Source organism: Vibrio xiamenensis (assembly GCF_900100015.1).
In the GTDB taxonomy this organism is placed as follows: domain Bacteria; phylum Pseudomonadota; class Gammaproteobacteria; order Enterobacterales; family Vibrionaceae; genus Vibrio; species Vibrio xiamenensis.
This window is the reverse complement of sequence record NZ_FNDD01000008.1, coordinates 145,039-171,764: the sequence shown is the minus strand read 5'-3', so window position 1 is coordinate 171,764 and position 26,726 is coordinate 145,039. Positions and strand designations below refer to the sequence as shown.

Genomic DNA, 26,726 nt, shown 5'->3' with positions numbered 1-26,726 from the left:
TTTGAGATGGTGCCCCGGGCCGGACTTGAACCGGCACAGCGCGAACGCCGAGGGATTTTAAATCCCTTGTGTCTACCAATTCCACCACCAGGGCACGCAAACTTGTTGCGATGGAGACACCATCTTCGATATCAGTGATATCGGCAAACTGTGAGAAGCAAGAAATAATTCTAACTTCGAAATTTGGAGCGACACACGAGGTTCGAACTCGTGACCTCAACCTTGGCAAGGTTGCGCTCTACCAACTGAGCTAGTGTCGCATATATTCTCTAAGAGAGAATGGAGGCGCCTCCCGGAGTCGAACCGAGGTCCACGGATTTGCAATCCGCTGCATAGCCACTCTGCCAAGGCGCCTTATTGTCACAGAAGAAGTTTTGGTTGGCTCCCCCTGGGTACGGAAAAGCATTCTACGGATTCGCCCCCATGAGTCAACACTAATTTTAAATTTTTAAATCGTTTGTCTAATTTCCGCGCAAAAAGCCGTAAATTGATTATTTTCTAACAACTTTTCTGCGTATTTCAGCAAGATACCCCGCGGTTTCTTACAGTGACAAAAACAAAAAAACCGACTGGATATCAATCGGTTTTCTTCATGCATAAAAAACGGGCTGATGCCCGCTTTTCTGATGTTCAATATTTATTGGTGCTCTTCACTCAATAAATCGCCTTTAGCGGCTTTGAGGTACTGTGCCATCGACCAGTAGGTAAGTACGGTTGCAATATAAAGTGACAGGTAGCCAAGCCAAATCATCCACTCATCGTAGCGCCAAATCAGTACCCACAGCGCGAACATTTGCGTCAAGGTTTTCACTTTGCCGATCCAAGAAACCGCCACACTGGCACGCTTGCCAATTTCCGCCATCCATTCACGAAGCGCTGAAATGATGATTTCGCGGGCAATCATAGTCGCCGCTGGAATGGTGACCCAAATCGAATGATAGTGCTCGGTTATCAAAATCAGTGCGGTCGCGACTAATACTTTATCCGCCACTGGGTCGATAAACGCACCAAAACGCGAAGTTTGCCCCAGTTTGCGGGCTAACATCCCGTCTAACCAGTCAGTAAACCCTGCTACCCAAAACACCATAGCTGCAGCAAATGGCGCCCAAGAGTAAGGTAAATAAAATACCACTACAAAGACTGGAATAAGAAAAAGTCTCAGTAAAGACAAAATGTTTGGAATGTTAAAACGCATATTTTTCAGGCTCTTATCGTTTGCGTATACAACCTGCTCACCGCTTGCAAACAGTGGCTATATGGTGCGGTATTTTAGCTATTGTTTCAATGCCTGATGAATGTTTTCTGCTAAAGCCTTGCTAATACCAGGTACTTTGGCGATTTCATCCACAGTCGCACGTTGCAGTTCCTGCAAACCGCCCATGTATTTCAGCAGTGACTGGCGACGTTTAGGCCCGATGCCTTCAATACCTTCCAGCGTACTAGTGCGACGCGTTTTGCCCCGTTTCGCACGGTGGCCTGCTATCGCATGGTTATGGCTTTCATCGCGAATATGCTGCATCAAATGCAGCGCAGGCGCATCACTCGGTAAGTTAAATTCATCGCCACTGGTGGTAATTAGGGTTTCTAGCCCGGGTTTACGCGTAACGCCTTTGGCAATGCCAAGCAGTTGCGGCCTTTTCGGCCATTCATCCCAGTAGCGACTGATGATTTCATGGGCACGATTAAGCTGGCCTTTACCACCATCAATGAAAATCACATCAGGAATTTTCTCAACATCGAGCTGTTTCGAATAGCGACGCTCCAGTACCTGTCCCATCGCGGCATAATCGTCACCACCGGTAATGCCGGTGATATTATAACGGCGATATTCTTGCTTGATCGGCCCTTCGACGCCAAACACCACACACGAAGCAATGGTGCTTTCCCCCATGGTGTGGGAGATGTCAAAACACTCCATACGCGCGATGTTGTCGATCGCCAAGACTTCACAAAGCGCTTTAAAACGTTGAGAAATCGTCATTTTATGATTAATTTTCGCCGTAATCGCTGAAAGCGCATTGGTATTTGACAGCTTCAAGTAACGACCGCGCGTGCCCGTTGGGTTGACATTAAATTGCACTTTCCGCCCAGCAAGTTGACCAAGCGCTTCCTGCAGCGCTTGGCTATCTGCCAATAAATTAGGGTTAAGTATGATTCGCGACGGTATGGTACGCGCTTCATTGTGCCCTAAATAATATTGGCTAAAGAAACTGGTAAACACCTCTTCTTGAGTGGTATTGGCGGGAATTTTTGGAAAATGGCTGCGACTGCCCAGCACTTTCCCTTGGCGAATCATCAGGGTGTGAATGCAAGCGACGCCGGATTCTTGGGCAAAGCCCAGTACATCCATATCTTCCATACTGTCTTCGGAGACGAATTGCTGCTCTTGCACACGTCTGATGGCTTGAATCTGGTCGCGAAACTTCGCCGCATCTTCAAACTTGAGTGACTGGCTAGCGTGTTCCATTTTTTCGACCAGCAGTTCCAGCACTTGCTTGTCTTTGCCTTGCAAAAACAGCCGTACTAAACCCACGAGTTCGTCGTATTCCTGATCCGTGACGGTATTTTTGACACACGGCGCAGCGCAGCGACCAATCTGGTACATCAAACACGGTCGAGTTCGATTGCTGTAAACACTGTCTTCACACTGACGAACGGGGAAGATTTTTTGAATCAGATGCAGGGTTTCACGCACCGCGCCAGAATCTGGATACGGGCCAAAATACTCCCCTTTGCGCTTTTTCGCGCCGCGATGCATCGACAAACGTGGGTGGCGATGACCGCTGATAAAGATATAAGGATACGATTTGTCATCACGCAGCAATACGTTGTATTTCGGCAAATACTGCTTGATGTAGTTATGTTCAAGGATCAGCGCTTCGGTCTCGGTATGGGTTACCGTGACATCGATTTTGGCAATATGAGTGACCAACGCGCGCGTCTTTTCACTGTCAATTTTCTTGCGAAAATAGCTGGAGAGACGTTTTTTTAAATCTTTGGCTTTTCCGACGTAAATAACATCAGACCCGGCGTTATACATTCGGTACACGCCGGGTTGATTGGTTACTGTTTTTAGGAAAGAAGCGGAATCAAATTGAGAAGTCACTATAGGGTTTCGGTATCAAGCATGCCGTGGCGAATTGCCAAATGGGTAAGCTCGACATCGCCATTAATGTCTAACTTAGCAAAAAGTCGATAACGGTAGCTGTTGACCGTTTTAGGGCTCAAATTCAACTGCTCGGAAATATCCGTTACTTTTTGCCCTTTGGTGATCATCATCATGATCTGCAGCTCACGTTCAGAAAGATCCGCAAACGGGTTCTCTGATGCTGGCGAAAATTGGCTCAACGCCATTTGCTGAGCGATCTCAGGCGAGATATAACGCTGGCCGCTATTTACAACGCGAATAGCGTTGACCATTTCATCGGGACCTGCGCCTTTTGTCAGGTAGCCAGAAGCGCCAGCCTGCATAACTTTGGTCGGAAATGGATTTTCGGTATGAACCGTTAATACGATGATTTTCACGTCGGGATTGTGCCGAAGAATCTTTTTGGTCGCTTCCAAGCCACCGATTCCAGGCATATTCATGTCCATCAAAATGACGTCAGCATGATTACTGCGACACCACTTTAATGCGTCTTCACCGCTGTCAGCTTCCCCTGCTACGTTCATTCCACGGACGTCTTCAATAATACGTCGTATCCCTGTGCGAACCAGCTCGTGATCATCTACAAGGAAAACACTAATCAAACTTGTATCTCCACACTAATCAATTGGCTCTGCACCCACCAGGTGATGGATAACAGCATGGTTGGCCATTTTAACTCAAATTCGCAAATATGCTTAGAGTGAATATGTGCTGAATCGCAAACTTTGGCAAGAAGTAATTTTTAGAACTAAGGTCAACCTCTTTACTGAGAATATTGTCATTATCCATTTTTACGCTTTGAACAATGCTCTCACTCTGAACAATAAACCCGATTTTCTACCATCAAATAGTTGAAAGACATTACTTAATCATCTACCAATAATATGTCAGCGAGAGAAAGTATTGCTGTCATAAATGTTTAACCCAGGTAATGGGCTCTAATAATTAATAAGGATTTCTTATGAAAAAGCTTCTAGCAGTGGCTGCGCTTGCTACTTTTGGTCTTTCAAACGTTGCAATGGCTGATGAAGATATTGGTTGTGGTCTAGGTTCTATGGTCTTCGCTGGTAAAGAAGGCAAAGTATTTAAAGTTCTTGCTGCAACTACCAACGGCACGTCAGGTAACCAAACTTTCGGTATCACTTTCGGTACTCTTGGCTGTGACGGTACAGGTACTATCACTTCATCTGAAAAACTTGCGATGTTCATCGACGGTAACCTAGACAACCTAGCTCGTGACATGGCAAAAGGTGAAGGCGAGACTCTTGCTACACTGTCTGAAGTTTGGGGCATCCAAGGTCAAGATAAAGCGAACTTCGCTAAACTTGCTCAAGGTAACTTTGCGAAAGTTTTCAACTCTGAAAACGTAACTTCTAAAGAAGTATTTGCGAACCTAAACGGTCTAGTTGCTCAAGACGCAACTCTATCTGGTTACGCAATCTAATCAGACTTCCAAGAGTGCCCATGATGGGCACTCTTACTTTCTCGACTTACCGCATTAAGATTACGCTCTTCCCCCATCGCTACTTCACTAGAACGGACATCAATGAAGCTGTCAAAAACTATTCAAACGCTTTCTATCGCAACCGGGCTGTGTTTTTCACCTTTCTGTTTTTCATCACAAACCTTAGATGCTGCCTCACTCTCTTATCAGCCGTATTGGCTGAAACTGGGTCATTATCTCCCTGCGCTGCGAACCGATTACAAGAGCACCGTCGATTCCCCAGAATTTTTTCTCGCTCCGGATGGGAAAACCAACCCTAAATCCGAACTGAGAGCGACCATCAACGCGTTATACAACGCCAACGCGCAGCAAACTCAAGAGATGCGCTGTAAATTTCCAGCACGTTACACATGGCTGGAATCGCAACTTGGTCGCACTGCCAAACTGCACTGCCCTGAACTGGATAAATGGGAACAAGTCATCGACCCTGCTGGTATGACGCTGGTATTTCCAACCGCATTTATGAACAACCCATCGTCGATGTTTGGCCATACCCTACTTCGTGTCGATGCCAAAGACCAAACTCGCAATAAAGAGTTGGTCGCGTTTGCGATTAACTTTGCCGCCGAGCCAAACGGCGAAGACAACGCCGCGCTGTATGCACTGAAAGGCATTTTCGGCAGCTATCCAGGCCGCTTTACTGTGATGCCCTACTACCGCAAAGTTCGTGAATACAACGATATGGAGTCGCGTGATATTTGGGAATACAAACTCAATTTGACCGCCGATGAAGTGCATCGCGTATTGCTGCACTTGTGGGAAATGCAGCACGCAGAATTTGATTACTATTTCTTTGATGAAAACTGTTCATACCAACTGCTGGCGTTAATTCAGCTCGCACGTGATGATCTTGCTTTAGTGGACAAATTCCCGGTTGAAGCCATTCCGTCAGACACAGTTGGCGCACTGGCCGACGCTGGATTGTTGGACACGCCTAAATACCGCGCCGCTTTTGGTACTCGCTTGCTCCATCAAGTTGAGGAGCTGGATCCGGCAATGTACGAAGCGGCCAAGCGCGCCAAGCAAGGTTTCTACCCAAGTAGCGATACCTTCACACCATCAGAGCGTGCGGCCATTTTAGAATTCGCCTACGAATGGTTAAATTACGAGTTTTACGATGACGTTCTAGAGCGCGAGCCCACCGCCAAGCAGCTTACTGCGCTATTAAAAGAACGCAGCAAAATCAGCGTATCATCGCCATTTACTCCGGTGCCTATTCCAGAGATTTCTCCAGAAAAAGGCCACGGTTCGTCGCGTGCGGGTATCGGCTATCAGGTAAATAAAGACGCCAGCGACCAGACTATTTTTGAATGGCGTGGCTCATACCATGATCTGCTCGACTCGCAAGACGGCTTTATTCCTGGCGCGCAAATCAGTTTCGTCGATACCCAAGTGAGTGTCGAAGACAGCCATGTTCGATTAGACAGATTGTATCTGGTCGATGCCATGGCGCTTGCACCAAGCAACAAGGTATTTGATAGCTGGGCATGGAACATTCGCGCTGGCTTTGATCGCCAACCAAACCGCAATGAGATGGAAGGTCGCGGATTTGCGTTAGGTGGCTATGGTAAAGCGTGGGGCGATGCCAGAACGCTCCACACCTACACCTTATTTGGTGCTGAGTTTAGCAGCGGCGAACTGACTGATGACCACATTTCCACGGGTATTGGTGCAGAAGCTGGCGCTTTCTTGCAAGTGGGCAAACAAAACCGCCTCGGTATTCAAGGCCAGTATTATGCGTTATTGAACAGCGATGCCAGCCAACACGCCGAACTCAAAGGGGAATGGCAATTTTCGTTTGCGCGTGACTGGGGAATTCGCTCCCAAATTCGCTACCAATATTGGGGTGACTATGAAATGTCAGCGCGCGTAATGGGTTATTTCTACTATTAATGACCCGTGGATTGCGAAACTAAAGCGCTCCCAATCTTTGCTAACAATGTTACTATTAAGGCTGCCTTTGCAGCCTTAATTTTTATTGATGACCACAACCACCCAATCGCACATTCATCCTGGTTTTGTCCTTACTCGTCAAGCTCGTGACGTCAACAACACGACCCAAATCGAGCTGTGGGTTGCCAGTCATCAAGGTCCTTGCCAATTACTGATTCACGGTGAAAAGCCGGTGTTTTTTATCGCTGAATCGAGTTTAGAGTCTGCCAAGCAGCAAGCCGATTTAGTCAATATCACGGCAGAATTTAAGCCCGTGGCGTTAAAAAGTTTCGATCAAATAGCGCTCATCGCCTGCTACTGCGCTACCATTCGTGATGCCCAAACACTTGCCAGCCAGCTAAAACAAGCTGAGATCTTGGTATTAGAAGACGATATTCGTTTGGCCGACCGCTACTTGATGGAACGATTTATTCGCGGCGCAATTGAATTTACAGGCAACATCACACGCACAGCGCCCTATGTCAAAGTCGAAGCAGCCAAATGCCGCCAAGGCGAATATGCGCCCAACTTGCATGTGGTTTCGCTGGATTTGGAATGCTCTGAAAAAGGCGTGCTCTACTCTGCTGGATTAGACAGCCCTAAAGACAGTCGAGTGATTATGATTGGCGAACCACAGCCATGTGAAACGCCTATTCAGTGGGTCGATAACGAACGTCAACTGCTGGACGCGCTGGTCGCTTGGTTTGACGAGTTTGACCCGGATGTCATCATTGGCTGGAATGTTATCGACTTTGATTTTCGCTTGCTCAATAAACGCGCCGAGTTTCATCAAATCAAGCTGCGCCTTGGCAGAGCGAATCAAGCGATGTTCTTTCGCGCCTCCAAGCAGACTCAACAGGCCTTTATTACCATTCCCGGGCGCGTGGTGATGGATGGTATCGATACCCTTAAAACCGCGACCTATCATTTTCGCTCATGGTCACTAGAGTCGGTGTCGCAACAACTTCTTGGTGAAGGCAAACAAATTCATAACGTCCATGACCGCATGGCAGAAATTAATCACATGTATCGCCATGACAAACCGTCACTGGCGAAATACAACTTGCAAGATTGCGTGCTGGTCAATCGCATCTTTGCCCATACTCACTTGCTTGACTTCGCCATTGAACGCTCAAAATTAACCGGTGTTGAGCTTGACCGAGTGGGCGGCTCAGTGGCGTCATTTACCAATCTTTATCTGCCGCAAATTCACCGCGCGGGTTACGCTGCGCCCAACTTGCACCCAGAAAATTGGCTGGCGAGCCCAGGCGGCTACGTCATGGACTCGATTCCTAATCTTTACGATTCGGTGTTGGTGCTCGATTTCAAAAGCCTCTACCCTTCCATTATTCGCTCGTTTTTAATCGATCCTATGGGACTGATTGAAGGGTTAAAACTGGAGATTGGCGTCAATGATGACCAAGCAGTGGCGGGTTTTCGCGGCGGACAGTTTCATCGCACTCAGCACTTCCTACCAAAGATGATTGAAGAGTTATGGGCCGCGCGCGACGTTGCAAAGCAACGAAATGAACAAGCGTTTTCTCAGGCCATCAAGATCATTATGAACTCGTTCTACGGCGTACTCGGCTCATCAGGTTGCCGCTTCTTTGATACTCGCCTAGCTTCCAGTATTACCATGCGCGGCCACGAGATCATGAAAAAGACCAAAGAGTTGATTGAGGCGCGCGGTTATCAAGTGATCTATGGCGATACGGACTCAACCTTTGTCTCGCTTGGCGGCAGCTACTCCAAACCGCAGGCTGATAGTATTGGTCAGCAGTTGGTGTTGCACATTAACCAGTGGTGGAGCGAACATCTCAAACAGCAGTATCACTTGACCTCGATGCTGGAGATTGAGTACGAAACCCACTATCACAAGTTTTTGATGCCGACAATTCGCGGCGCGGAAACCGGGTCAAAGAAACGTTATGCAGGGCTGGTTTGCAATGACCAAGGTGAGGAAAAAATTGTCTTTAAAGGTTTGGAAAGTGCACGCACCGACTGGACGCCACTTGCGCAGCGATTTCAACAGCAGCTCTATCACATGGTGTTTCACGACCAAGACCCGTCTCAGTATGTACGCGAACTCGTCGAGCAAACCTTGGCAGGCCAATTTGATGATGAGTTGGTGTACCAAAAGCGCTTACGCCGCCGCCTACACGAGTATCAGAAAAACATTCCGCCTCAAGTGCGCGCTGCGCGTATGGCCGATGAGATCAACGCGCAACTAGGTCGACCATTGCAATACCAAAATCGCGCCAGAATCGAATATCTGATCACCTTAAATGGCCCAGAGCCCAAAGAGTATTTACAAAGCCCTATCGATTATCAACATTACATCGATAAACAGCTCAAGCCAGTTGCAGAAGCCATTTTGCCGTTTATTGGTTTGGATTTTCGCCAGTTAAGCGAGCCACAATTGGGGCTGTTCTAGAACTCAACCGATTTTAAATTCGGTGCGTTTGTACTGCTTAAGTAGCCAATCACCGTAACTGTCGAGCAAACCGACCACCGAACGTTTTGGCACCGCACGTTCAAGCTGCAACAACATACCAAGGCGCTCTACCTCAAGCTGTTTCTCGGGGTGATATTTTAGAAACTGGCGTCCACAGTCAACCGGGTCGTCAAACCAGTTTTTGTCTTGTGGAATCACTAACGAATAACTGGCGCGAAGCAGCTTTTTGGCAATCACTTTTTGGGCGCTGATTTGCGCCTCTGGCTTATCCGCGCGGCCAATACGATGGCGATACACCGCTAGCCAATCTTCAAGGTCGTTATTCCAGTGTTTGGCAATCTCCCAGCTTGGCTCAAAATCGCCAAAGCACTCTTGCAAGTTTTCACCATGTACACACACCGAGCAGTGTCTGAGCAAGAATCCCCATGAAAAAATACTATCAAGGCTTGCAACATCCCCAACCAGAGCGGTTTTAAACGATAGCGTTTTGACGTATGGGTAGGCTTTTTGAAAGCGCCATTTAATGGTATTGACCAAGGTTGCACGTTGATCTTCAAAGCCGCGATGGGTCACCACCACAATATCGACGCCAGAACGGCCCGGCACCGCCGTTTTACGCGCTACACTGCCGTAGAGATACAAGCTGTGAAGATTCTTTCCTAAGCCATTTTTTAGAAAATGGATAAGCTCTCGAATCACCGGAACATATTCGGGCTGAAAAGGTTGTTTCGAATCGATGGTTGAGAGGATCATATCTAGCAAACTGTTTGTTTTTATTGAACGTCCTTTAATGTTCTCTCAGAGATTAAGATGAATCAAGAAGAGATTCCCTATCGCGGTTGAATTGCTATAATGCGCGCCGACATTGACACTTTACAAAGGAAACCGTCATGCCAAAGGCAAGCGAACTTAAAAAAGGTTTTGCAATCGAATCAAATGGCAAAACGCTGTTAATTAAAGATATCGAAATCACCACCCCTGGTGGACGTGGCGGAGCGAAAATTTACAAGCTACGTTGTACTGATGTGGCAACAGGTGTTCGTTCTGACGAGCGTTACAAATCTGATGATGTCGTTGAAACAGTCGAAATGAACAAGCGCAACGTCTCGTTCTCATACGTTGACGGTGATGAGTACATCTTTATGGATAACGAAGATTACTCACAATTCACTTTCAAACAAGACGAAATCGCTGACGAATTGCTGTTCATCACTGAAGACATTCAAGGCCTGCAAGTGGTATTGATCAACGGCGAAGCAGTGGGTCTTGACCTACCTTCATCGGTTGAAATGGTGATTGAAGAGACTGACCCGTCCATCAAAGGCGCTTCAGCTTCTGCCCGTACTAAGCCAGCACGCTTTAGCACTGGTCTAACCGTTCAAGTTCCTGAATACATTGCAACCGGCGACCGAATTGTGATAAACACAACAGAACGTAAATACATGAACCGAGCTTAATCATGACAGATGTAATTTCTTACGATGATGTCATCGAAGCCGCCTACGATATTTTTCTCGAAATGGCGCCGGATAACTTAGAACCTGTGGATGTGATGTTGTTCACCGCTCAATTTGATGATCGCGGCGCGGCAGAGATTGTCGAAACGGGTGACGATTGGGCATCCCACGTTGGCTTTGATGTCGATAAAGAGCTCTATGCTGAAGTTCGCATCGGTCTTGTCAACGAAGAGAATGATGAGTTAGATGATGTGTTCGCAAGGATGCTGATCAGTCGTGATCCGGAACATAAGTTCTGCCACATGCTGTGGAAAAGAGACTAAAGAAAAAGACGAAGGTCTGGCAACTGCCAGACCTTCTCTACAATTAGACATCACACGTTGATGCTGGGGATGCGTGAGCTGATGTGAACAGGTTACTTATCAACCTTGATATTCTCTACGCGGGCTTTTAATTTTTGTCCCGGACGGAAAGTGACTACTCGTCGAGCTGAAATTGGAATATCTTCACCTGTTTTTGGATTTCGACCTGGACGTTCATTTTTGTCCCGTAAATCAAAGTTACCAAAACCAGACAGTTTTACCTGCTCGCCACTTTCAAGCGCCTTACGAACTTCTTCGAAAAACGCTTCAACCGTTTCCTTGGCATCCCGTTTACTGTATCCAAGCTTTTCAAACAGGTTTTCAGCCAATTCGGCCTTTGTGAGCGCCATAAAACTTCCCTCAAAGCTGTGTTAAACATAGCTGTCCAAATGACAGCGCCAAAGCATTTCGCTTAGCCAATCAACAACATATCGGCATTAACATGGAAAGTGTATGCCAAGCTTATGATTTTCGCCAACTTTTTTAATGTGCAATATGACATTAATCTGATAAAACAACGACATAGGAAATGGCAAATTCAAGATATTACGGTAACTTTGCTTAACGGTTTGACCAAAAACCAGTTAATAAAACCATTAACAAATAGAAATAAAGAATAAAAAACCAAATTACAGAGTTTTGTAAATTTATCGTTACTGATGATTCTTAATAAAATCAGATGCTTATATCGAACGACTTCACGGTAAACCCACACTTGTAACATTGGCTCGCATTGCAAACAAAGCTCTGCGCGTGGCTAACTGACCAATAATTAAGGCCAGCAAATTGCTGGCCTTATTAACATCGTAGTGATTTTGTAGGGATAACGCTTATAGGAAGTGGAATGTTGCGTTCAAAGAGAAGTTTTCAGCATCATCTTCCTTAAAGGAGTAAACGTTATAAGAAGCGCCTACCGAGATTGGTCCTGCCATAAAATACTCTGCACCAACACCGTACATAATGCCAATGTCATCTTCTTTGTAGCCATCGTTGTGCTGAGATTCAAGCGTGTAAGCATGAAGACCCGCTTTGGCATACACATGCAGAGGACCAAAATCTAGGCTTGGTTTTGCCGCTACATAGTAAGAAGTACCTTTAAGATCACGAACCGCGCCATCGTAGCGGACGTTATCAAAATCGCCATAGTTTTGTAGGCCCGCTTCCAAGCCGATGAACGGCAAAATACCGGTACCGACATGAATATTGTACGAAGTGGAAGATTCACCGTTCAACGTCGCTTGACCGACACTGGCACTGCCATAAATCCATGAGTCTGCTGAAGCTGAAGCTGAGGCACCAATCAGCGCAAGTGCTAGAAGTGTTTTTTTCATAATCGTCTTCTCTAGTGGGCGAGCAAGCGGCAAACCTTTGCCAAGTTCTCGTCATTAAGTTCTCGTTTTAAGATTAAGCAAAATGCATACCGTAACGTTAGCATGCGTCAATGGCATTTTTGACTCGCTTGTCTGATACCGGATAAGGTGTACCAAGTTGCTGAGCAAAGAAACTCACCCGCAGCTCTTCGATCATCCAGCGAATCTCCTTTACCGCATCTGGAATCGCCACTCCTTTGGGAATCTTTCCAAGTAGTTCTTTATAGTCTTGTCTAACCGCATCGACTTTTAACATGTGTAAACGGTCTTTGTTTGGATCGATCGGCAGTTTTTCCATACGACGTTCGATCGCCTTCATATAGCGTAGAATATCTGGCAGACGTTGCCAGCCACATTCGGTCGCAAATCCCTTAAAAATCAATCCCTCTATCTGGGCTTTGATGTCAGAGAGTGCAAACGCCATGGTGAAATCGACCTTACCTTTCAGCTTTTTGTTGATGTTAAAGGCCGTCGTCAAAATCGTTTCAACTTGTTTGGCAATCTCAACCACAGTATCGCCAAGCTCGCCGCGCACGAATTCTTTGAGCTGCTCAAACTGCTCAGGCTCCCACACCAAGCCGCCGTGTTGCTCAATCAGCTTATCGACGCCGCAAGCGATGCAGTCATCAATCAGATCCATCACTTTGCCATACGGGTTGAAATACAAACCCAGCTTGGATTTATTCGGCAAATTGGCATGCAGATATTTAATTGGCGATGGTACATTCAGGAGCACCAGACGGCGCTGGCCTTCACGCATCACCGCTTGCTGCTCTTGCTCGGTTTCAAACAGTTTGATTTCAACGCTGTCTTTATTGTCGACCAGCGCAGGAAATGCCTTGACCTCATAGCCACCACGTTTCTGCTGATACACTCTTGGCAACTCACCAAAACTCCAAGTGTGCAAGTCTTGCTGCTCGATATCATCATCGGCGACTTTCGATAAGGTTTCTTGAACTTGATCTTTAAGACTCTCTTTAAGCTCAAACAGATCTTTGTTTTCTTTAAGCTTACGGTTGCGATGGTCAACCGCGCGGAAGGTTACTTTTAAGTGCTCTGGCACTTGTTCGAAGTTCCAATCTTCACGCAGTATTTCAACCCCGCTCATGCGACGTAACTCTTTTTCCAGAGCATCAAGCAGCGGCATATCCATTGGCGTAACTCGGCCAAGAAAAGCATCAGCGTAGTTCGGTGCCGGTACAAAGTTTTTGCGCAGCGTTTTAGGTAACGATTTGATTAAGCTCACTACCAGCTCATGACGCAGACCTGGGATCTGCCAGTCAAAACCCGCTGGTTCCACTTGGTTTAAGATCGGCAGCGGCAGATGAACCGTGACACCGTCACTATCATCACCTGGTTCAAATTGATAGCTCAGCTTGAGCTTCAACCCGTTTTGATGCCAAAAGTTTGGATAATCGAGATCGGTAATATGGCTGGCATCGCCTTTAAACAGCATCTCTTTTTCGAAATTGAGCAGTTCTGGCGTGTGCTTGGATGTGGCTTTCCACCAAGTATCAAAATGACGCCCTGACACCACTTCCGTGCCGACTCGCTGGTCATAAAAATCAAACAGATCATCATCATCGACCAGAATATCTCGGCGACGCGATTTGTGTTCAAGCTCTTCGACCTCTTTAAGCAAACGACGATTTTGTTTAAAGAACGCGTGTTTGGTTTCCCACTCACCTTCCACCAAGGCGCTGCGCACAAAAATCTCGCGGCTGACCACCGCATCAATATTGCCGTAGTTCACCAAGCGCTTAGGGACAATTGGAATTCCGTAAAGGGTGACTTTTTCATACGCCATCACCGCCGCACGTTTCTTCGACCAATGCGGTTCGCTGTAAGTACGTTTTATCAGGTGTTTAGCCAGCGGTTCAACCCATTCCGGTTGGATCTTGGCGATAATTCGCCCCCACAGTTTCGACGTTTCCACCAGCTCAGCCGACATGATCCATTTCGGTTGCTTTTTAAACTGTCCCGAAGCAGGGAAAATATGAAAACGTGCGTTACGCGCGCCTTGATATTCGCTCTTCTCTTGGTCTTTAACACCAATGTGTGACAGCAAACCAACCAAAATAGCGCTATGCACGCTTTGATAATTGGCCGGCTCTTGATTGAGCTTGAACTCCATATCGCGCATCGCTTGATGAAGCTGGAAATACACATCTTGCCATTCGCGCAGTCGCAAATAGTTCAGGTAATCTTGCTTACATTGACGGCGGAATTGATTGCTCGACAACGCTTTTTGCTGTGTCTGTACATAATCCCACAGGTTCACCAACGTCAAAAAATCAGAGTCTTCATGCGCAAAACGGCGATGTTTATCATCTGATGATTGCTGCTTGTCACTTGGACGCTCGCGCGGGTCTTGAATCGATAACGCCGACGCAATGATCATCACTTCTTTCAGACAGCCGAGTTTTGCCGCTTCAAGCACCATACGCGCTAAACGTGGGTCAATTGGCAAACGCGCCAGCTGGCGACCCGTCGCGGTCAGGCGTTTTTTCGCATCACTGGCTTTTTCGTTAATCGCACCAAGCTCTTCAAGCAGACGCACCCCATCTTGAATGTTGCGCTTATCCGGCGCTTCAACGAACGGAAACGCCTGAATATCGCCAAGCCCAAGCGCCGTCATCTGCAAAATAACCGACGCTAAGTTGGTACGCAGAATTTCAGGGTCGGTAAACTCAGGACGAGAGAGAAAATCTTGTTCTGAATAGAGGCGAATACAGATCCCCTCTTCGACACGACCACAACGGCCTTTACGCTGGTTGGCGCTAGCTTGAGAAATTGGCTCGATCGGCAACCGCTGCACTTTCGTGCGGTAACTGTATCGGCTGATACGTGCCGTACCCGGATCAATCACATATTTGATGCCCGGTACGGTCAGCGAGGTTTCTGCAACGTTGGTTGCCAATACAATACGTCGCCCAGCGTGAGGTTGGAAAATCTTGTTCTGCTCACCCGCAGACAAACGGGCGTACAAAGGCACAATTTCGGTACCTTTGAGGTTGCGTTTGCTGAGCGCATCGGCGGTATCGCGAATTTCACGTTCGCCGTTCATAAAGATCAGAATGTCGCCAAGCCCTTCATCGCACAGCTCATCCACCGCATCAAAAATGCCATCAAGCTGGTCACGATCGTTTTCATCTTCACCCGCAAGCGGACGATAACGTGTTTCCACCGGATAAGTTCGACCCGACACTTCAATGATCGGCGCATTGTTAAAGTGTTTGGAAAAACGCTCTGGGTCAATAGTCGCCGAAGTAATAATGACTTTGAGATCCGGACGCTTTGGCAACAACTCTTTCAGATAGCCGAGAATAAAATCGATGTTCAAACTGCGCTCGTGCGCTTCATCGATAATAATGGTGTCGTACTGATTAAGGAATCGGTCGTGTTGAATCTCCGCCAGCAAAATACCGTCGGTCATTAATTTGATTTGGGTGTTGTCAGAAATTTGGTCGTTAAAACGCACTTTATAACCGACGAATTCACCGAGCGCGGTTTGCATCTCTTCGGCGATACGATTCGCCACAGAACGCGCCGCCAAACGGCGTGGCTGAGTGTGACCGATTAATCCAAAACGACCGCGGCCAAGTTCGGCGCATATTTTCGGTAGCTGAGTGGTTTTCCCTGAACCCGTTTCACCCGCCACAATCACCACTTGATGATTGGCGATCGCCTCAGCGATATCGTCTTTTTTCTGGCTGACAGGGAGCAGTTCTGGGTAATCGATGGTGGGTTTGGCTAACCCGCGTTGCTCGGCTTGAGCCATTGATCGCGCAATCTCCAGCGCGATCTCGTCAAACACCGCATTGCGTGATTCGGCGTTTCTAATTTTGCTCGCCCCGGAAATACGTTTGCTCAGACGAAAACGGTCTTTGAGCATGCAATCGTTGAGGGCTTTACGAAGCGCTCCGGCACTGTTGGCACTGGCGCTGACTTGAGATGATTTATTCGGCTGTGACGAAGTCAAAGCGTTTCCTATTTCAATTCATAACATAAAACTGGGCGAATTGTACCACAGCCGTTTTGTCATGTGATCGCTTGATAAAGTAAATAAATCCGCGACATTTGAAGCTGTTATTGGCTGTTCATCGCTATGAAATCAAATCATCTGGTCTTCAGCCGACAACCCGCAGGGTAATGGTTTGGGTATAACATTCGCGCGCACATGCGCCGCAGCCCAGACACCCTTGGACATTGATGACAGGTTTACCACTGGTCTGCCAAGTTAAAAAGCCATGGGGACAGGCCTGTTCACAGCTGTCGCAGTAACCGATTAGGTTTTCACAGCTATTTGCAACGCTGGCGCAAAGACCGGTTTTTCCCGCTGGGTTTGCCAGAGCCAAAGTTGGACAGACGTTTTGGCAGGCGCCACATTGATCGCATGCGCTGTAACTGACATCTAGGCTCGCAAGCTGATTTTCGATACTGATGAGCCCCTTTTCGCACGCCGTGACGCATAACGCGCAGCCATCGCACTCGCGCACAAACAGGGCTTCGTCCACCGCATAAGGTGGACGCCCTGCCGTTCTTGGCGTCACTGCCTCGCCAACGGCAGGCTTGGCTAACGAGCGAAACAGCCGCCGTTTGCTGACATCCACTTTATGATTGTGTGACATGCCAGTAATCTTTCTTCGTCAGAGGCTTGGCTTCAAACCGCACGCACAACTCTTGCAGCAGCAGTTCGGTGACATCGGCCAATGCTAAAAACGCTGGCGACTGGGTCGCGGTGTGAAAACGATTGAGGAAATAACCACTCCAAGTCAACATATGTTGCTCAAGTAACTCTTTGGCTTGCTGTGGTTGCTGATGTGCCACCAGCATACTCAAAACCATCAACATTAAACCAAGGTGGTCTTCCGGCTCTTTTTGCTCGGAATTGAGCTCAAAACCGCAACGGTCTAAAAAGTGGCGGTAGGCAACGGTCGAATCGCCAAACAGCACGGCTTCTTTATCCAAATATGCCGAGCCCCAAGGCGGCGCAATCATCTCTTCGACACCGCAAAACAGGCGGTCATATTCCAACGCTAACGCTTCAAGATCGGCCGTGCGAAACTCGCTCAGCATGGTCGCAACCGGCATCAAGGTAAGATTTTGTTCATTGGAAAAAATACTGCTGAGGCCAGCAGACTGATATTGATTGGGATGGTAGTAAAACAAAGCACCACAGAGCTTAAGTAGCACTTGAGTATCTTGCTCATTTAATTGGGCAAATGTCATGGCAACTCCAAAACAAGACGCAGCGCGCAAAGCGCCGCGTCATTTTCATTAATACAAGCCAGACGTAAAGTGCATTCCATAGAAAACATTACGGCCAAGTAGTTCCGCAACCGCTAAGGCGATGAAAGCAAACACTAAACCTGCCTTTTTAACCCCAAGACGCGGACACAACAGCGCCCCTAACCACAGCACAATCGCGAGCACCATAAGTAGCACACGAGCAATGATAAACCCGGACAACGCATTGACGTGCTCAAGCCCCGTTTGAATCGCGGTGGATAGGTTTACATAGTATAGAGTTTGCATAGTGATCAAGGCTAAATGCAAGGCAACAAGTGAGATTGCAAGCCAAATAAAGATTCGGTTAGCTTTGGCACTTGGCTGAGCAAAGATAGTGATAAGGCCAAAACCGAACATCACGCCTAAAGTCAGCACCGTAAACGCAAACTCAATCCCGGTATAAACGCTATGCCAAGCGGGCACGGTATCGATGTAATACACGTTTGCCATCGCAAACATAAACACCACGCCGACAACGATAGAGATAAGATTAAAAATTTGGCGCACGCCGGTTGAAGCCAAATTCAGCACTGACATCAACCAGTACAAACCCGCAAACGTCAGGAAACTCGCGCCAGTGAGAATCTCGTTCGACAGCGCCGCTCCCCCAACACGATTAAATGCATTAAACGCACGCAGCGGGCTACCAAGGTGGGTGGTTGAAAACAGAAAGCCAACGCCCATCACACACAAAATGATGAAGCGAATTAAGTTACGGCGCACCAGCACTGAACCATCACGGCCAACCAACGCTTCATAAGCGTTGAAGGTTAAGTGCGCGCCGACCGCAGTTTGCGCCAATACCGTAAAGGCGACTAATGGCAATTCATAAAACATTACTTCACCTCTCTTGGATTTTGCAGAAATCCGCTGCGATCGCCGGTTGGTCTAGCATTGGGATTGAGCTTAACGATAAGATTCGGGCTGGTTAGGCGCGAATCTGGCAGTGGCGCCACGTCCGCGTTGTTGCCGTATTTAGCACGTAACTCATCGATTGGGCCAAACTCAATCGCGCGCAGTGGACAACTGTCGACACAAATCGGCATTAAGCCTTCACCGACGCGCTCAAAACAGCCATCACATTTCGTCATGTGGCCTTTTTCTTCGCTGTATTGCGGCGCGCCATACGGACATGCCATATGGCAGGTTTTACAACCGATACACATCTCTTCGTTCACCACCACTAAGCCATCTTGCTCGCGCTTGTGCATAGCGCCAGACGGACACACTTTGGTACACGCTGGGTTTGAGCAATGGTTACAGGCGATCGACAAATAGTACGCAAACACGTTTTGACGATACGCGCCGTCTTGCTCTGTCCAGTTCCCGCCGACATATTCATACACGCGGCGAAAGTTGCGGTCGATGCCGAGATCTTTGTTGTCTTTACACGAAAGCTGACACGTTTTGCAGCCTGTACATTTGCTCGAATCAATGTAAAAACCGTACTGCTTGGCGCTCATTATTCCGCTCCCATTTTCTTGATTAGAGTCACTTCAACTAAGTTGGTATGGCTTGGATTAGATTTCGCCAACGGGCTTGGACGCTGAGTCGTCAACACGTTGATTGAACCCGCTTGGTCAACGCCTTTGCTGTTTGGCGAATACCAGGCGCCTTCACCAAGGCCGGTTACGCCCGGCATGATGCGCGGCGTCACTTTGACGCGTACATTCATTTCACCATGTTTGCTGCGCACGCTGACCAAATCACCATTGGCGATATCACGCGGATTGGCATCAATTGGGTTGATCCACAGCTCCTGCGGCGCGGCCGCTTTAAGCACATCAACGTTGCCGTAGGTTGAGTGGGCGCGGGCTTTATAGTGAAAACCGGTTAATTGCAGTGGGAATTCTTTACGCTCTGGGGAATCCCAGCCATTAAAGGTTGAAACATATTCCGGTAGCGGTGTGATGGCTTCGTCTTCATCAAGCTCCCACTCTTTGGCAATGCGCGCCAACTCCTGCGAATAAATTTCGATTTTGCCTGACGGCGACGGCAGAGGATTGGCAATCGGGTCACGGCGAAACGCTTCAAAAGCGACATAAGGACGGTCATGTTGCTTTTTGAAAATGCCCTGCTCGCGCATCGCATCATAAGATGGCAGGTCTGGGTCTTGATTCTGTTTGACGGTTTCAGCGTACATCCACTGCAACCACTCTTCTTGCGTGCGACCTTCGGTAAACTCGTCAAACACACCTAAACGCTTAGCCACGCCAGAAAGCATCTCGTAGATAGGTTTGCACTCAAAACGCGGTTCAATCGCTTGGCTAGCAAAAATGAAATACGGCATAGAACCGGCTGAACCATCCATACAAAAGTCTGACTGCTCTGACGTCGTACAGTCTGGCAATACGATGTCGGCGTATTTGGCCGATGCCGTCATGTGGTTATCAATCACCACAATCATTTCACAGGCTTTTTCGTCTTGCAGAATTTCATGGGTACGGTTGATATCAGAGTGCTGATTAATCAAACAGTTACCGGCATAGTTCCAGATGAATTTGATGTTGTTATTAAGGCGTTCAATGCCTTTTACGCCATCAGTGGTGGCAGTCATGTCCGTGCCGCGGAAAATCGCGTCCGTCCACAAGAACATCGGAATCGAAGCACTAACCGGGTTACTTAGAGTTGGGAAACGCACGAACGGGTAAGAGTGATCACCTTCACGCGCACCAGTACCACCGCCTTGCAGCCCCACTTGACCGCGCAGTAGCGATAACATCATGATCGCTTTACATGCCTGCTCGCCGTTTGCCGAGCGCTGCAAACCCCATCCTTGAGTAATGTAAATACGTTTAGCCGCGCCGATGTCACGCGCCAACTTGGTAATCACGTCAGCGGGAATGCCGGTGATCGGCTGCGCCCACTGCGGCGTTTTCGGCGTGCCATCAGCGCCAGTGCCTAAGATATAATCTTTATAGCTGGCGTTTTTCGGCGCCGATGCGGGCATGGTGCTGCGATCATAACCGACGCAGTAACGGTCTAGAAAATCTTGGTCGACTTTGTCTTCGCTGATCAACACGTGGGCAATCGCCGCCACCAGCGCCGCATCGGTGCCGTGTTTAATGGGGATCCACTGATCTTCACGCCCTGCGGCGGTATCGGTATAACGCGGGTCGATACAGATAGTACGGGTTTTGCTGATGTTCTTACCATCAACAAAGTTATGCACCTGGCCGCCACCTGACATGCGAGTTTCGGCTGGGTTATTACCAAACATCAAACACAGATCGGCGTTTTGCACATCGTCAATCGAGTTGTTATCCACCCAAGTGCCGTAGAAATATTCCGACATACATTCGATGTTGGCAGCAGAATAGTCACCGTAGTGATTCAGATACCCGCCACACAAATTCATTAAGCGCGCAACCAGTGTCTGGCTTGGTGCCCAACTTTTAGTGACCGTGCCACCCAGTGTACCGGTCCCGTAGTTAAGGTAGACGGCATCGTTACCGTAATCTTTAATGATACGTTTTAGATTATCACCAATTAAATCAAAAGCTTCATCCCAGCTGATGCGTTTAAATTTCCCTTCACCGCGTTTTCCGACACGTTTAAGCGGGTATTTAAGACGATCTGGTGCATACACACGGCGGCGCATCGAACGACCGCGCAAACATGCACGCACTTGGTGACCATGGTTAAACACATCGTCACCAGTGTTATCGGTTTCCACCCATTTGATTTCTCCGTCGACAACATGCATGCGCAGCGGACAGCGTGATCCACAGTTAACAGTACAAGCCGACCAAACAATTTTCTCATCGGCTTTAACTGGGGTTTCTTTGGCCGCAACCTTGGTTGAAAACGGCAGTGAAATGGCACCGCCAGCGACAGCGAGCGCGCCTAAAGCCGAGCCACCTTTTAGCGCGTCACGACGGCTAATATTATACTTACCATCAGTACTCATGGTGAATTCCTAATAATTATTTGAAAAATAACAGGCACATACATCGGAATGAAATTGAAATATTTCGGTGAACACTTCGAAGAAGAAAAATACAGCTATGTTTGATTAAAACGTTTTTATTTCGATGGGAAATAATGAAAATTGGTAGAAAACCATAACCGCGTAAAACCCTTGATGTACCACGCGAAGAGCGTATCTTCGGGCTTGCTACCCCTTATTGATTAGAATCAATGAATATCGGCCAAATCCAACAATCTAATTTTGGTATTTATTTTGAGACACGATTAAATAATAATTATTATCAACCGTTGCATGGTTCTAAATAATATTCTTTCAATTATCTTGGGTATTTTAAAATGTAATTTAAAGCTCGCAATAGCGGATATTGAAACCAATTTTTGCGGTAAAGAGTCTTTATGTGCCCATCACTGGCTAACGCTTATCAAAGCGCAAAGTCGCGTCTTCGCTTCAAAAAATCCTGGCCGCAAATTTATCTTTTAGACAAAAACGCCGTTACAATAGGTAGAGATCCCGTAAAACTGCGAGCAATAGTGAAAGCATCTGAATTAAACAATCTTCTGGCATCGCTCGGTACCGACCCCGATGTCGTCACTGGTGACGAATGGTTACCGGAACAATTGATTGCCGCTCATGTCACTGGTGACCTGCTGTTTCTAAAGTTTGACAATGCACCGCAAGATTCGGAAGGTGAAGAAGAAGGCCGTGGATTTGTTGAACACGAAGTCAAAATGATTCGCCGTCGCTTTGAGCAGATCCTTGATGAGCACTCCGACACCAAGTCCAAAGCGGACGCAATGTTGGCACTGTTTCTAATGGGCCACGAGCTGTCAAGTTCGGAAGTGATTGAGATTTTAGAAGAGCCCACCATTCCGACCTATATTTCCCAAGGTCGTTAGCAATGCCCAAAGCGCGACTATATTTCTTTAAATAGAGAAAGTTTTAAGTAGAGAAAGTCTTTAAGTAGACAATGGCTCTAAGTTGAAAATTCCCAGCCGCATCCTTGGATGCGGTTTTTTATTTCAATCTCACAGCCATTAACGCCGGGGTTGATACCCTCCCCACTTGGCGCATTCTAGGTACAAATTTTATTCCTCTTGTGATTGCTTTACTGGCGAATCAATTACGTACAAGGGTTGTGAAACCTCTTGGTCGTCACAATGTCTAAGCTAAAGAGCGACACATAACATCGAAAGTAACACAAGGTTGCAGTTATCAACGCTCACGTTTAACCCCCAGTATCGAAATAAGGGAGCGCTATGTTTGGTTCAATCACATCGGTATTTAAGCAATTTTTAGAAGGCAACGATCTGAATAAGTCGGTGCAGGCCGACCCAAAGCTCGCCATTGCCAGTTTGCTGTATGAGGTGTCTCGCGCCGACCAAAATGTAGAAGAAGGTGAGAAGCAAGCTCAGCTTCATCTACTCCAAGGACTGCTCGATATCGACGCCGAGCAAGCTAAGCAGCTGCTAAAAAAAGCCGCAGACAAAGTAGCGCAATCCGCATCTTTGTATGACTTTACGTCACAGCTGCGCACACTTGACCAAGAGCGGCGCTACGAGCTTATCGAAGCCATGTGGCGAGTTGCCAATGTAGATAACGAGATCGATCCGCTGGAAGATGCGGTGATTCGCAAAGCGGCAGAGCTTTTGTATGTCGACCACAGCCAGTTCATTCGCGCTAAATTGGCGGTGATGGAAAGTAATGACACGAAACACGAGTAATAGAAAGGCGAATAAAACGGGCGCCTTAGTCGAGAGTGCATTTGCACTCTCATATGCTAAGGCAAAAGAGCGTTTGCTAAAGCACAGGACCGTTTGCCTAAGATGATACGGACTTAAAGCAGTTTAAGCGCCAGTTTGGCAAGATTGTAGGCATCGACATAACCGGAATGCTGACGCCCTTCCCAATCGATGCCTAACGCTTCTTGAGCCTCGCGATGACCAATGCGTTTGTCTTTCAGTCGGTGCTGAATGCGATACAAGGTCGCCAAGTTAATGAATTCATTAAACGGCATAGCAATGCCCTTTTGCTCGCACTCTTTCGCCAGAATGCGGTCATCGCGCCCCCAAGCGGCATAAATCTTTTTGCTGCCACCAAAGTTTTTGATCATCGACTGAATCACACTGGCAAGCGGGCGTCCCTGCTTTTGAATTTTGCGCGGCGTAATGCCGGTCAGTTCAACGCAAAACAACGACACTTCATCGTGCTGAGGGCGAACGTAATATTGGGCACGTTTGACGATTTCACCTTTGACTAGGTCAATCTCTGCCAAACCCACTTCAATAATTTCGCCCGTCGTACCGACGCCGTTTTCATTCCAACAGCACATTTCCAAATCGAAACAAACAATACGGTTGTGATTCATCGGTTGCCTTTCACTCAACTGCTCAAAGCGCGATATTCTACCTGAGCCGGTTCAAAAACACGAGATTCAGGCTGCAATTGGCTCGAAAGTCGGGGTTATTGATTAAAAACAAATCAAACAAGCGATTAGACTCATTATTACAACGCTTTTCTTGAAGCCAACAAACTTGAATATGCTAACATTCGTCCTTATTTAATCGAACACGTGGCGATAAGCAACAAAGGTGATGCGAAACTCGCCGTATATCGTGCTTATTGATTGAACCACCGATTCAACTGAGAACATCAACTGAGAACACATCATGAATTTTGATCTACAAATGATTCCTCAAACTTTCGATATGCTCCATGCCGGACTTGCGGCAACCAGCATCCTATTTCTCATTATCGCGATCAGTAAAAAATCCAAAGTGATCGAGAAAGTGGTTGAGAAGCCGGTCGAGAAAATCGTTGAGGTAGAAAAGCCGGTTGAGAAGATTGTCGAAGTGGAGAAAGTCGTCGAAGTCGAAAAAGTGGTGGAAAAAGTCGTTGAAGTGGAATCTAAGCTCGCAACCGCGTCAACGGATTCAGCGATGCAACTGCTGTCTATCATGCAGCAAGAAGCACGTTTGATCGACTTTTTGCAAGAAGACTTAACCGCGTTCTCAGATGAAGAAGTCGGCGCTGCCGCGCGCGTGATTCACTCTGGCGGTAAAAAAGTGCTGGCGGATTACGTCACCCTTGAGCACATTCGCCCGGAAGACGAAGAGACTCGCGTGGTGGTTGAAGAAGGCTTCAATCCACAATACATTCGCCTAATTGGCCATGTCACAGGCAACGCGCCATTTAACGGCACACTGATTCACAAAGGCTGGAAAGCAGCGGCAATGAACTTGCCAAAATTGGCTGAGAACTACGATGCCTCTGTGATTGCACCAGCTGAGGTAGAACTGTAATGGAAGCGCAACACAGCGCCGAAAAGGCGCCAAAATACAGTATCGGTATCGACTTAGGCACCACTCACTGCGTGCTCTCTTATGTTGATACACAAGATGAAAACGCGCGCGTAGAAGTGATGCCGATTGCACAGCTTACCGCTCCAGGCAGTGTCGAGCGCCTAAAGCAGCTCGGTTCGTTTTTGTATCAGCCCCACGAGCACGAAATGAATCCGTCGTCGCGCGTGCTGCCTTGGACGACTGAGCCGACAGCATTGGTTGGTGCGATTGCACGTAACCTTGGTGCGAAAACGCCGATTCGCCTAGTTGCGAGTGCTAAATCTTGGCTTTGCCACAGTGGCGTCAATCGTCGTGACGCGTTTTTGCCTGCGGGTAGCCCTGAAGAAGTGACTAAAGTGTCACCGCTTGCGGCCACTCAAGCCTATCTAGAGCACCTCAAAAACGCTTGGAACCATTCGCACCCTGAGCACAAAATTGAAAACCAAGATGTCACCATTACCGTGCCAGCTTCGTTTGATCCTGCCGCACGCGATTTAACCGCAGAAGCGGCGCGCAGCGCAGGTTTTGAGCACCTCACTCTGCTTGAAGAACCACAAGCCGCGCTCTACAACTGGATTGACAACAGTAACGATACTTGGCGCGACCAAGTCAGCGTCGGTGATATCGTTCTCGTCGTCGATATCGGTGGCGGTACCACTGACTTATCTCTGGTTGAGGTCACCGAGCATGAAGGTAACCTAGCACTTGAACGTATCGCCGTTGGCGAGCACATTTTGCTTGGTGGTGACAATATGGATTTGGCGCTCGCCTATCGCCTGAAAGTGAAACTCGCAGAGCAAGGTAAGGAGCTGCAGCCTTGGCAAGTTCAAGCCATGACACACGCTTGTCGCGATGCCAAAGAAGCGCTGCTCAAAGATGCAAACCTTGAGTCAGTGCCAATTGTGGTGCCAAGCCGCGGTTCAAAATTGCTCGGCGCAACGCTTAAAACCGAGCTAACGCAACAAGAAGTACAACAAACCTTGGTCGACGGATTCTTCCCGAAAGTTGCGGTTAGCGAGCATCCAGTTCAGCGCTCACGCGGCGCGTTAACCCAAATGGGTCTACCGTACGCGCAAGACGCTGGCATTACTCGCCATATCGCGGCCTTCTTGTCAAAACAAGCGAACGCCAATAACGATGCGCCAGCAAGCTTTGATCCATTTTCCAATATGCCAGGTATGCCTTCGCAGCCGGAAAGCCAAGATTTCATTAAGCCGACTGCACTGCTGTTTAACGGCGGCGTACTGAAATCTGAACTATTGGCGAATCGCTTACTCGATACTATTAACTCATGGTTAATTGAAGCCGACCATGAAAATGCTAAGCCGTTGACTGGCGTGGATCTTGACCTCGCAGTGGCCAGTGGCGCCAGTTATTATGGCTCGGTGCGTCGCGGCAACGGCGTGCGTATTCGCGGCGGCCTAGCCTCGGCTTACTATGTCGGCATTGAAAGCGCGATGCCGGCAATTCCGGGTATGGCGACGCCGATGGAAGCGCTGTGTGTAGCACCATTTGGCATGGAAGAAGGCTCTAGCGTTGAAGTCCCTAGCCAAGAGTTTGGCTTGGTGATTGGTCAGCCGGTACACTTTCAGTTCTTTGGTTCAACGGTGCGCCGTGACGACAGCGTCGGCACCCATCTTGATTATTGGTCGCCAGAAGAGCTTGATGAACTGCCAGAAATTAGCGTTACGCTCAGCGTGTCAGAAGGTCGCCAAGTGGGCGATGTGGTTCCGGTGAAACTCGCTTCTCGCGTCACCGAGCTCGGTACACTCTATCTAGAAGCGATCGCTTGCGATAACGGTCAGCAGTGGCATGTCGAATTTGACGTTCGTGAAGACGTTCGTGAAGATGCCCAAAGCGGTGATCACGCACACCACGACTCGCTTTAACATTCAACGGCATCCATAGGGTGCCGTTTTTCATTTAATTTAAGGTTT

General features: G+C 47.9%; 22 protein-coding genes and 3 tRNA genes. 9 read left to right on the top strand and 16 right to left on the bottom strand.

All coding sequences use genetic code 11. The features are described from left to right. Nucleotides 1-7 precede the first annotated feature (7 nt). From BLS03_RS08960 to uvrY, 6 genes are all read right to left on the bottom strand, one after another. Nucleotides 8-94, bottom strand: a tRNA-Leu gene (locus tag BLS03_RS08960). A gap of 90 nt (nt 95-184) precedes the next feature. Continuing rightward, nucleotides 185-260, bottom strand: a tRNA-Gly gene (locus tag BLS03_RS08955). Nucleotides 261-280: 20 nt separating this feature from the next. After that, nucleotides 281-354, bottom strand: a tRNA-Cys gene (locus tag BLS03_RS08950). A 283-nt stretch (nt 355-637) separates the two neighbouring features. After that, nucleotides 638-1,195: a CDP-diacylglycerol--glycerol-3-phosphate 3-phosphatidyltransferase gene (pgsA, locus tag BLS03_RS08945; RefSeq protein ID WP_093272467.1), complete on the bottom strand. Its 558-nt coding sequence runs from the start codon at nt 1,193-1,195 to the stop codon at nt 638-640. A 78-nt stretch (nt 1,196-1,273) separates the two neighbouring features. Beyond that, entirely contained in the window at nt 1,274-3,106 is a 1,833-nt protein-coding gene (gene uvrC / locus BLS03_RS08940) for an excinuclease ABC subunit UvrC (RefSeq protein WP_093272465.1), read from the bottom strand. Next, nucleotides 3,106-3,750 (bottom strand): UvrY/SirA/GacA family response regulator transcription factor, encoded by a 645-nt coding sequence (gene uvrY / locus BLS03_RS08935; RefSeq protein ID WP_093272462.1) that lies wholly within the window; start codon nt 3,748-3,750, stop codon nt 3,106-3,108. The genes uvrC and uvrY overlap by 1 nt, the downstream gene beginning before the upstream one ends. Before the next feature lie 359 nt (nt 3,751-4,109). Between uvrY and BLS03_RS08930 the strand changes: the two genes are divergently transcribed. The 3 genes from BLS03_RS08930 to BLS03_RS08920 all read left to right on the top strand — a co-directional run bounded on the left by BLS03_RS08930 (nt 4,110) and on the right by BLS03_RS08920 (nt 9,018). Next, nucleotides 4,110-4,592: a DUF3015 family protein gene (locus BLS03_RS08930; RefSeq protein WP_093272459.1), complete on the top strand. Its 483-nt coding sequence runs from the start codon at nt 4,110-4,112 to the stop codon at nt 4,590-4,592. Between the two features lie 102 nt (nt 4,593-4,694). Beyond that, the gene (locus BLS03_RS08925; protein WP_093272456.1) at nt 4,695-6,545 is read left to right on the top strand and encodes an Lnb N-terminal periplasmic domain-containing protein; all 1,851 of its coding nucleotides are present in this window, start codon (nt 4,695-4,697) and stop codon (nt 6,543-6,545) included. Nucleotides 6,546-6,633: 88 nt separating this feature from the next. After that, entirely contained in the window at nt 6,634-9,018 is a 2,385-nt protein-coding gene (locus tag BLS03_RS08920) for a DNA polymerase II (RefSeq protein WP_093272453.1), read from the top strand. A gap of 3 nt (nt 9,019-9,021) precedes the next feature. Here the strand turns inward: BLS03_RS08920 and BLS03_RS08915 are convergent, their stop codons facing one another. Then, nucleotides 9,022-9,792, bottom strand: coding sequence for a nucleotidyltransferase domain-containing protein (locus tag BLS03_RS08915; RefSeq protein WP_093272450.1), 771 nt, complete (start codon nt 9,790-9,792; stop codon nt 9,022-9,024). 137 nt (nt 9,793-9,929) lie between these two features. Between BLS03_RS08915 and yeiP the strand changes: the two genes are divergently transcribed. Then, on the top strand, nt 9,930-10,496 hold the full coding sequence (gene yeiP / locus BLS03_RS08910; RefSeq protein ID WP_093272446.1) for an elongation factor P-like protein YeiP: 567 nt from the start codon (nt 9,930-9,932) through the stop codon (nt 10,494-10,496). A 2-nt stretch (nt 10,497-10,498) separates the two neighbouring features. Beyond that, nucleotides 10,499-10,819: an HI1450 family dsDNA-mimic protein gene (locus tag BLS03_RS08905; RefSeq protein ID WP_093272443.1), complete on the top strand. Its 321-nt coding sequence runs from the start codon at nt 10,499-10,501 to the stop codon at nt 10,817-10,819. A gap of 92 nt (nt 10,820-10,911) precedes the next feature. On the opposite strand, the gene ihfA is transcribed toward BLS03_RS08905, so the two are convergent. The 8 genes from ihfA to BLS03_RS08860 all read right to left on the bottom strand — a co-directional run bounded on the left by ihfA (nt 10,912) and on the right by BLS03_RS08860 (nt 21,430). Further along, a complete protein-coding gene (gene ihfA, locus BLS03_RS08900) occupies nt 10,912-11,208 on the bottom strand; it encodes an integration host factor subunit alpha (protein WP_093272440.1) in 297 nt (98 codons plus the stop codon). A gap of 480 nt (nt 11,209-11,688) precedes the next feature. After that, nucleotides 11,689-12,189, bottom strand: a complete 501-nt coding sequence (locus tag BLS03_RS08890; protein ID WP_093272436.1) for a porin family protein — start codon at nt 12,187-12,189, stop codon at nt 11,689-11,691. A gap of 97 nt (nt 12,190-12,286) precedes the next feature. Further along, nucleotides 12,287-16,210 (bottom strand): ATP-dependent RNA helicase HrpA, encoded by a 3,924-nt coding sequence (gene hrpA / locus BLS03_RS08885; RefSeq protein ID WP_093272434.1) that lies wholly within the window; start codon nt 16,208-16,210, stop codon nt 12,287-12,289. Between the two features lie 148 nt (nt 16,211-16,358). Beyond that, nucleotides 16,359-16,859 (bottom strand): 4Fe-4S dicluster domain-containing protein, encoded by a 501-nt coding sequence (locus BLS03_RS08880; protein WP_093272431.1) that lies wholly within the window; start codon nt 16,857-16,859, stop codon nt 16,359-16,361. Further along, nucleotides 16,843-17,460, bottom strand: coding sequence for a TorD/DmsD family molecular chaperone (locus tag BLS03_RS08875; RefSeq protein WP_093272429.1), 618 nt, complete (start codon nt 17,458-17,460; stop codon nt 16,843-16,845). Before BLS03_RS08875 ends, BLS03_RS08880 begins: the two co-directional genes overlap by 17 nt. A 48-nt stretch (nt 17,461-17,508) precedes the next feature. After that, entirely contained in the window at nt 17,509-18,357 is an 849-nt protein-coding gene (locus tag BLS03_RS08870; RefSeq protein WP_093272427.1) for a dimethyl sulfoxide reductase anchor subunit family protein, read from the bottom strand. After that, a complete protein-coding gene (locus tag BLS03_RS08865) occupies nt 18,357-18,983 on the bottom strand; it encodes a DMSO/selenate family reductase complex B subunit (protein WP_176765559.1) in 627 nt (208 codons plus the stop codon). Before BLS03_RS08865 ends, BLS03_RS08870 begins: the two co-directional genes overlap by 1 nt. After that, a complete protein-coding gene (locus BLS03_RS08860; RefSeq protein WP_093272422.1) occupies nt 18,983-21,430 on the bottom strand; it encodes a DmsA/YnfE/YnfF family dimethyl sulfoxide reductase in 2,448 nt (815 codons plus the stop codon). The genes BLS03_RS08865 and BLS03_RS08860 overlap by 1 nt, the downstream gene beginning before the upstream one ends. A 551-nt stretch (nt 21,431-21,981) precedes the next feature. On the opposite strand from BLS03_RS08860, the gene BLS03_RS08855 reads away from it, so the two are divergent. Together BLS03_RS08855 and BLS03_RS08850 are read left to right on the top strand one after the other, a co-directional pair. Further along, nucleotides 21,982-22,347 (top strand): VC1380 family protein, encoded by a 366-nt coding sequence (locus BLS03_RS08855; protein WP_093272517.1) that lies wholly within the window; start codon nt 21,982-21,984, stop codon nt 22,345-22,347. Nucleotides 22,348-22,707: 360 nt separating this feature from the next. Further along, nucleotides 22,708-23,172: a tellurite resistance TerB family protein gene (locus BLS03_RS08850; protein WP_093272419.1), complete on the top strand. Its 465-nt coding sequence runs from the start codon at nt 22,708-22,710 to the stop codon at nt 23,170-23,172. Between the two features lie 113 nt (nt 23,173-23,285). Here the strand turns inward: BLS03_RS08850 and BLS03_RS08845 are convergent, their stop codons facing one another. After that, the gene (locus tag BLS03_RS08845) at nt 23,286-23,816 is read right to left on the bottom strand and encodes a 3'-5' exonuclease (RefSeq protein WP_093272416.1); all 531 of its coding nucleotides are present in this window, start codon (nt 23,814-23,816) and stop codon (nt 23,286-23,288) included. 301 nt (nt 23,817-24,117) lie between these two features. Here BLS03_RS08845 and BLS03_RS08840 point away from each other — a divergent pair, with 301 nt between their 5' ends. Beyond that, a complete protein-coding gene (locus tag BLS03_RS08840; protein WP_093272412.1) occupies nt 24,118-24,750 on the top strand; it encodes a DUF2760 domain-containing protein in 633 nt (210 codons plus the stop codon). Further along, nucleotides 24,750-26,678, top strand: a complete 1,929-nt coding sequence (locus tag BLS03_RS08835; protein WP_093272411.1) for an Hsp70 family protein — start codon at nt 24,750-24,752, stop codon at nt 26,676-26,678. Before BLS03_RS08840 ends, BLS03_RS08835 begins: the two co-directional genes overlap by 1 nt. Nucleotides 26,679-26,726: the final 48 nt, after the last annotated feature.

Excerpts from the sequence above, each read along its gene's own strand:
- pgsA (WP_093272467.1), bottom strand. The coding sequence starts at position 1,195 with ATGCGTTTTAACATTCCAAACATTTTGTCTTTACTGAGACTTTTTCTT.
- BLS03_RS08930 (WP_093272459.1), top strand. The coding sequence starts at position 4,110 with ATGAAAAAGCTTCTAGCAGTGGCTGCGCTTGCTACTTTTGGTCTTTCA.
- BLS03_RS08925 (WP_093272456.1), top strand. The coding sequence starts at position 4,695 with ATGAAGCTGTCAAAAACTATTCAAACGCTTTCTATCGCAACCGGGCTG.
- BLS03_RS08920 (WP_093272453.1), top strand. The coding sequence starts at position 6,634 with ATGACCACAACCACCCAATCGCACATTCATCCTGGTTTTGTCCTTACT.
- BLS03_RS08915 (WP_093272450.1), bottom strand. The coding sequence starts at position 9,792 with ATGATCCTCTCAACCATCGATTCGAAACAACCTTTTCAGCCCGAATAT.
- yeiP (WP_093272446.1), top strand. The coding sequence starts at position 9,930 with ATGCCAAAGGCAAGCGAACTTAAAAAAGGTTTTGCAATCGAATCAAAT.
- BLS03_RS08905 (WP_093272443.1), top strand. The coding sequence starts at position 10,499 with ATGACAGATGTAATTTCTTACGATGATGTCATCGAAGCCGCCTACGAT.
- ihfA (WP_093272440.1), bottom strand. The coding sequence starts at position 11,208 with ATGGCGCTCACAAAGGCCGAATTGGCTGAAAACCTGTTTGAAAAGCTT.
- BLS03_RS08890 (WP_093272436.1), bottom strand. The coding sequence starts at position 12,189 with ATGAAAAAAACACTTCTAGCACTTGCGCTGATTGGTGCCTCAGCTTCA.
- BLS03_RS08880 (WP_093272431.1), bottom strand. The coding sequence starts at position 16,859 with ATGTCACACAATCATAAAGTGGATGTCAGCAAACGGCGGCTGTTTCGC.
- BLS03_RS08875 (WP_093272429.1), bottom strand. The coding sequence starts at position 17,460 with ATGACATTTGCCCAATTAAATGAGCAAGATACTCAAGTGCTACTTAAG.
- BLS03_RS08870 (WP_093272427.1), bottom strand. The coding sequence starts at position 18,357 with ATGTTTTATGAATTGCCATTAGTCGCCTTTACGGTATTGGCGCAAACT.
- BLS03_RS08865 (WP_176765559.1), bottom strand. The coding sequence starts at position 18,983 with ATGAGCGCCAAGCAGTACGGTTTTTACATTGATTCGAGCAAATGTACA.
- BLS03_RS08860 (WP_093272422.1), bottom strand. The coding sequence starts at position 21,430 with ATGAGTACTGATGGTAAGTATAATATTAGCCGTCGTGACGCGCTAAAA.
- BLS03_RS08850 (WP_093272419.1), top strand. The coding sequence starts at position 22,708 with ATGTTTGGTTCAATCACATCGGTATTTAAGCAATTTTTAGAAGGCAAC.
- BLS03_RS08845 (WP_093272416.1), bottom strand. The coding sequence starts at position 23,816 with ATGAATCACAACCGTATTGTTTGTTTCGATTTGGAAATGTGCTGTTGG.
- BLS03_RS08840 (WP_093272412.1), top strand. The coding sequence starts at position 24,118 with ATGAATTTTGATCTACAAATGATTCCTCAAACTTTCGATATGCTCCAT.
- BLS03_RS08835 (WP_093272411.1), top strand. The coding sequence starts at position 24,750 with ATGGAAGCGCAACACAGCGCCGAAAAGGCGCCAAAATACAGTATCGGT.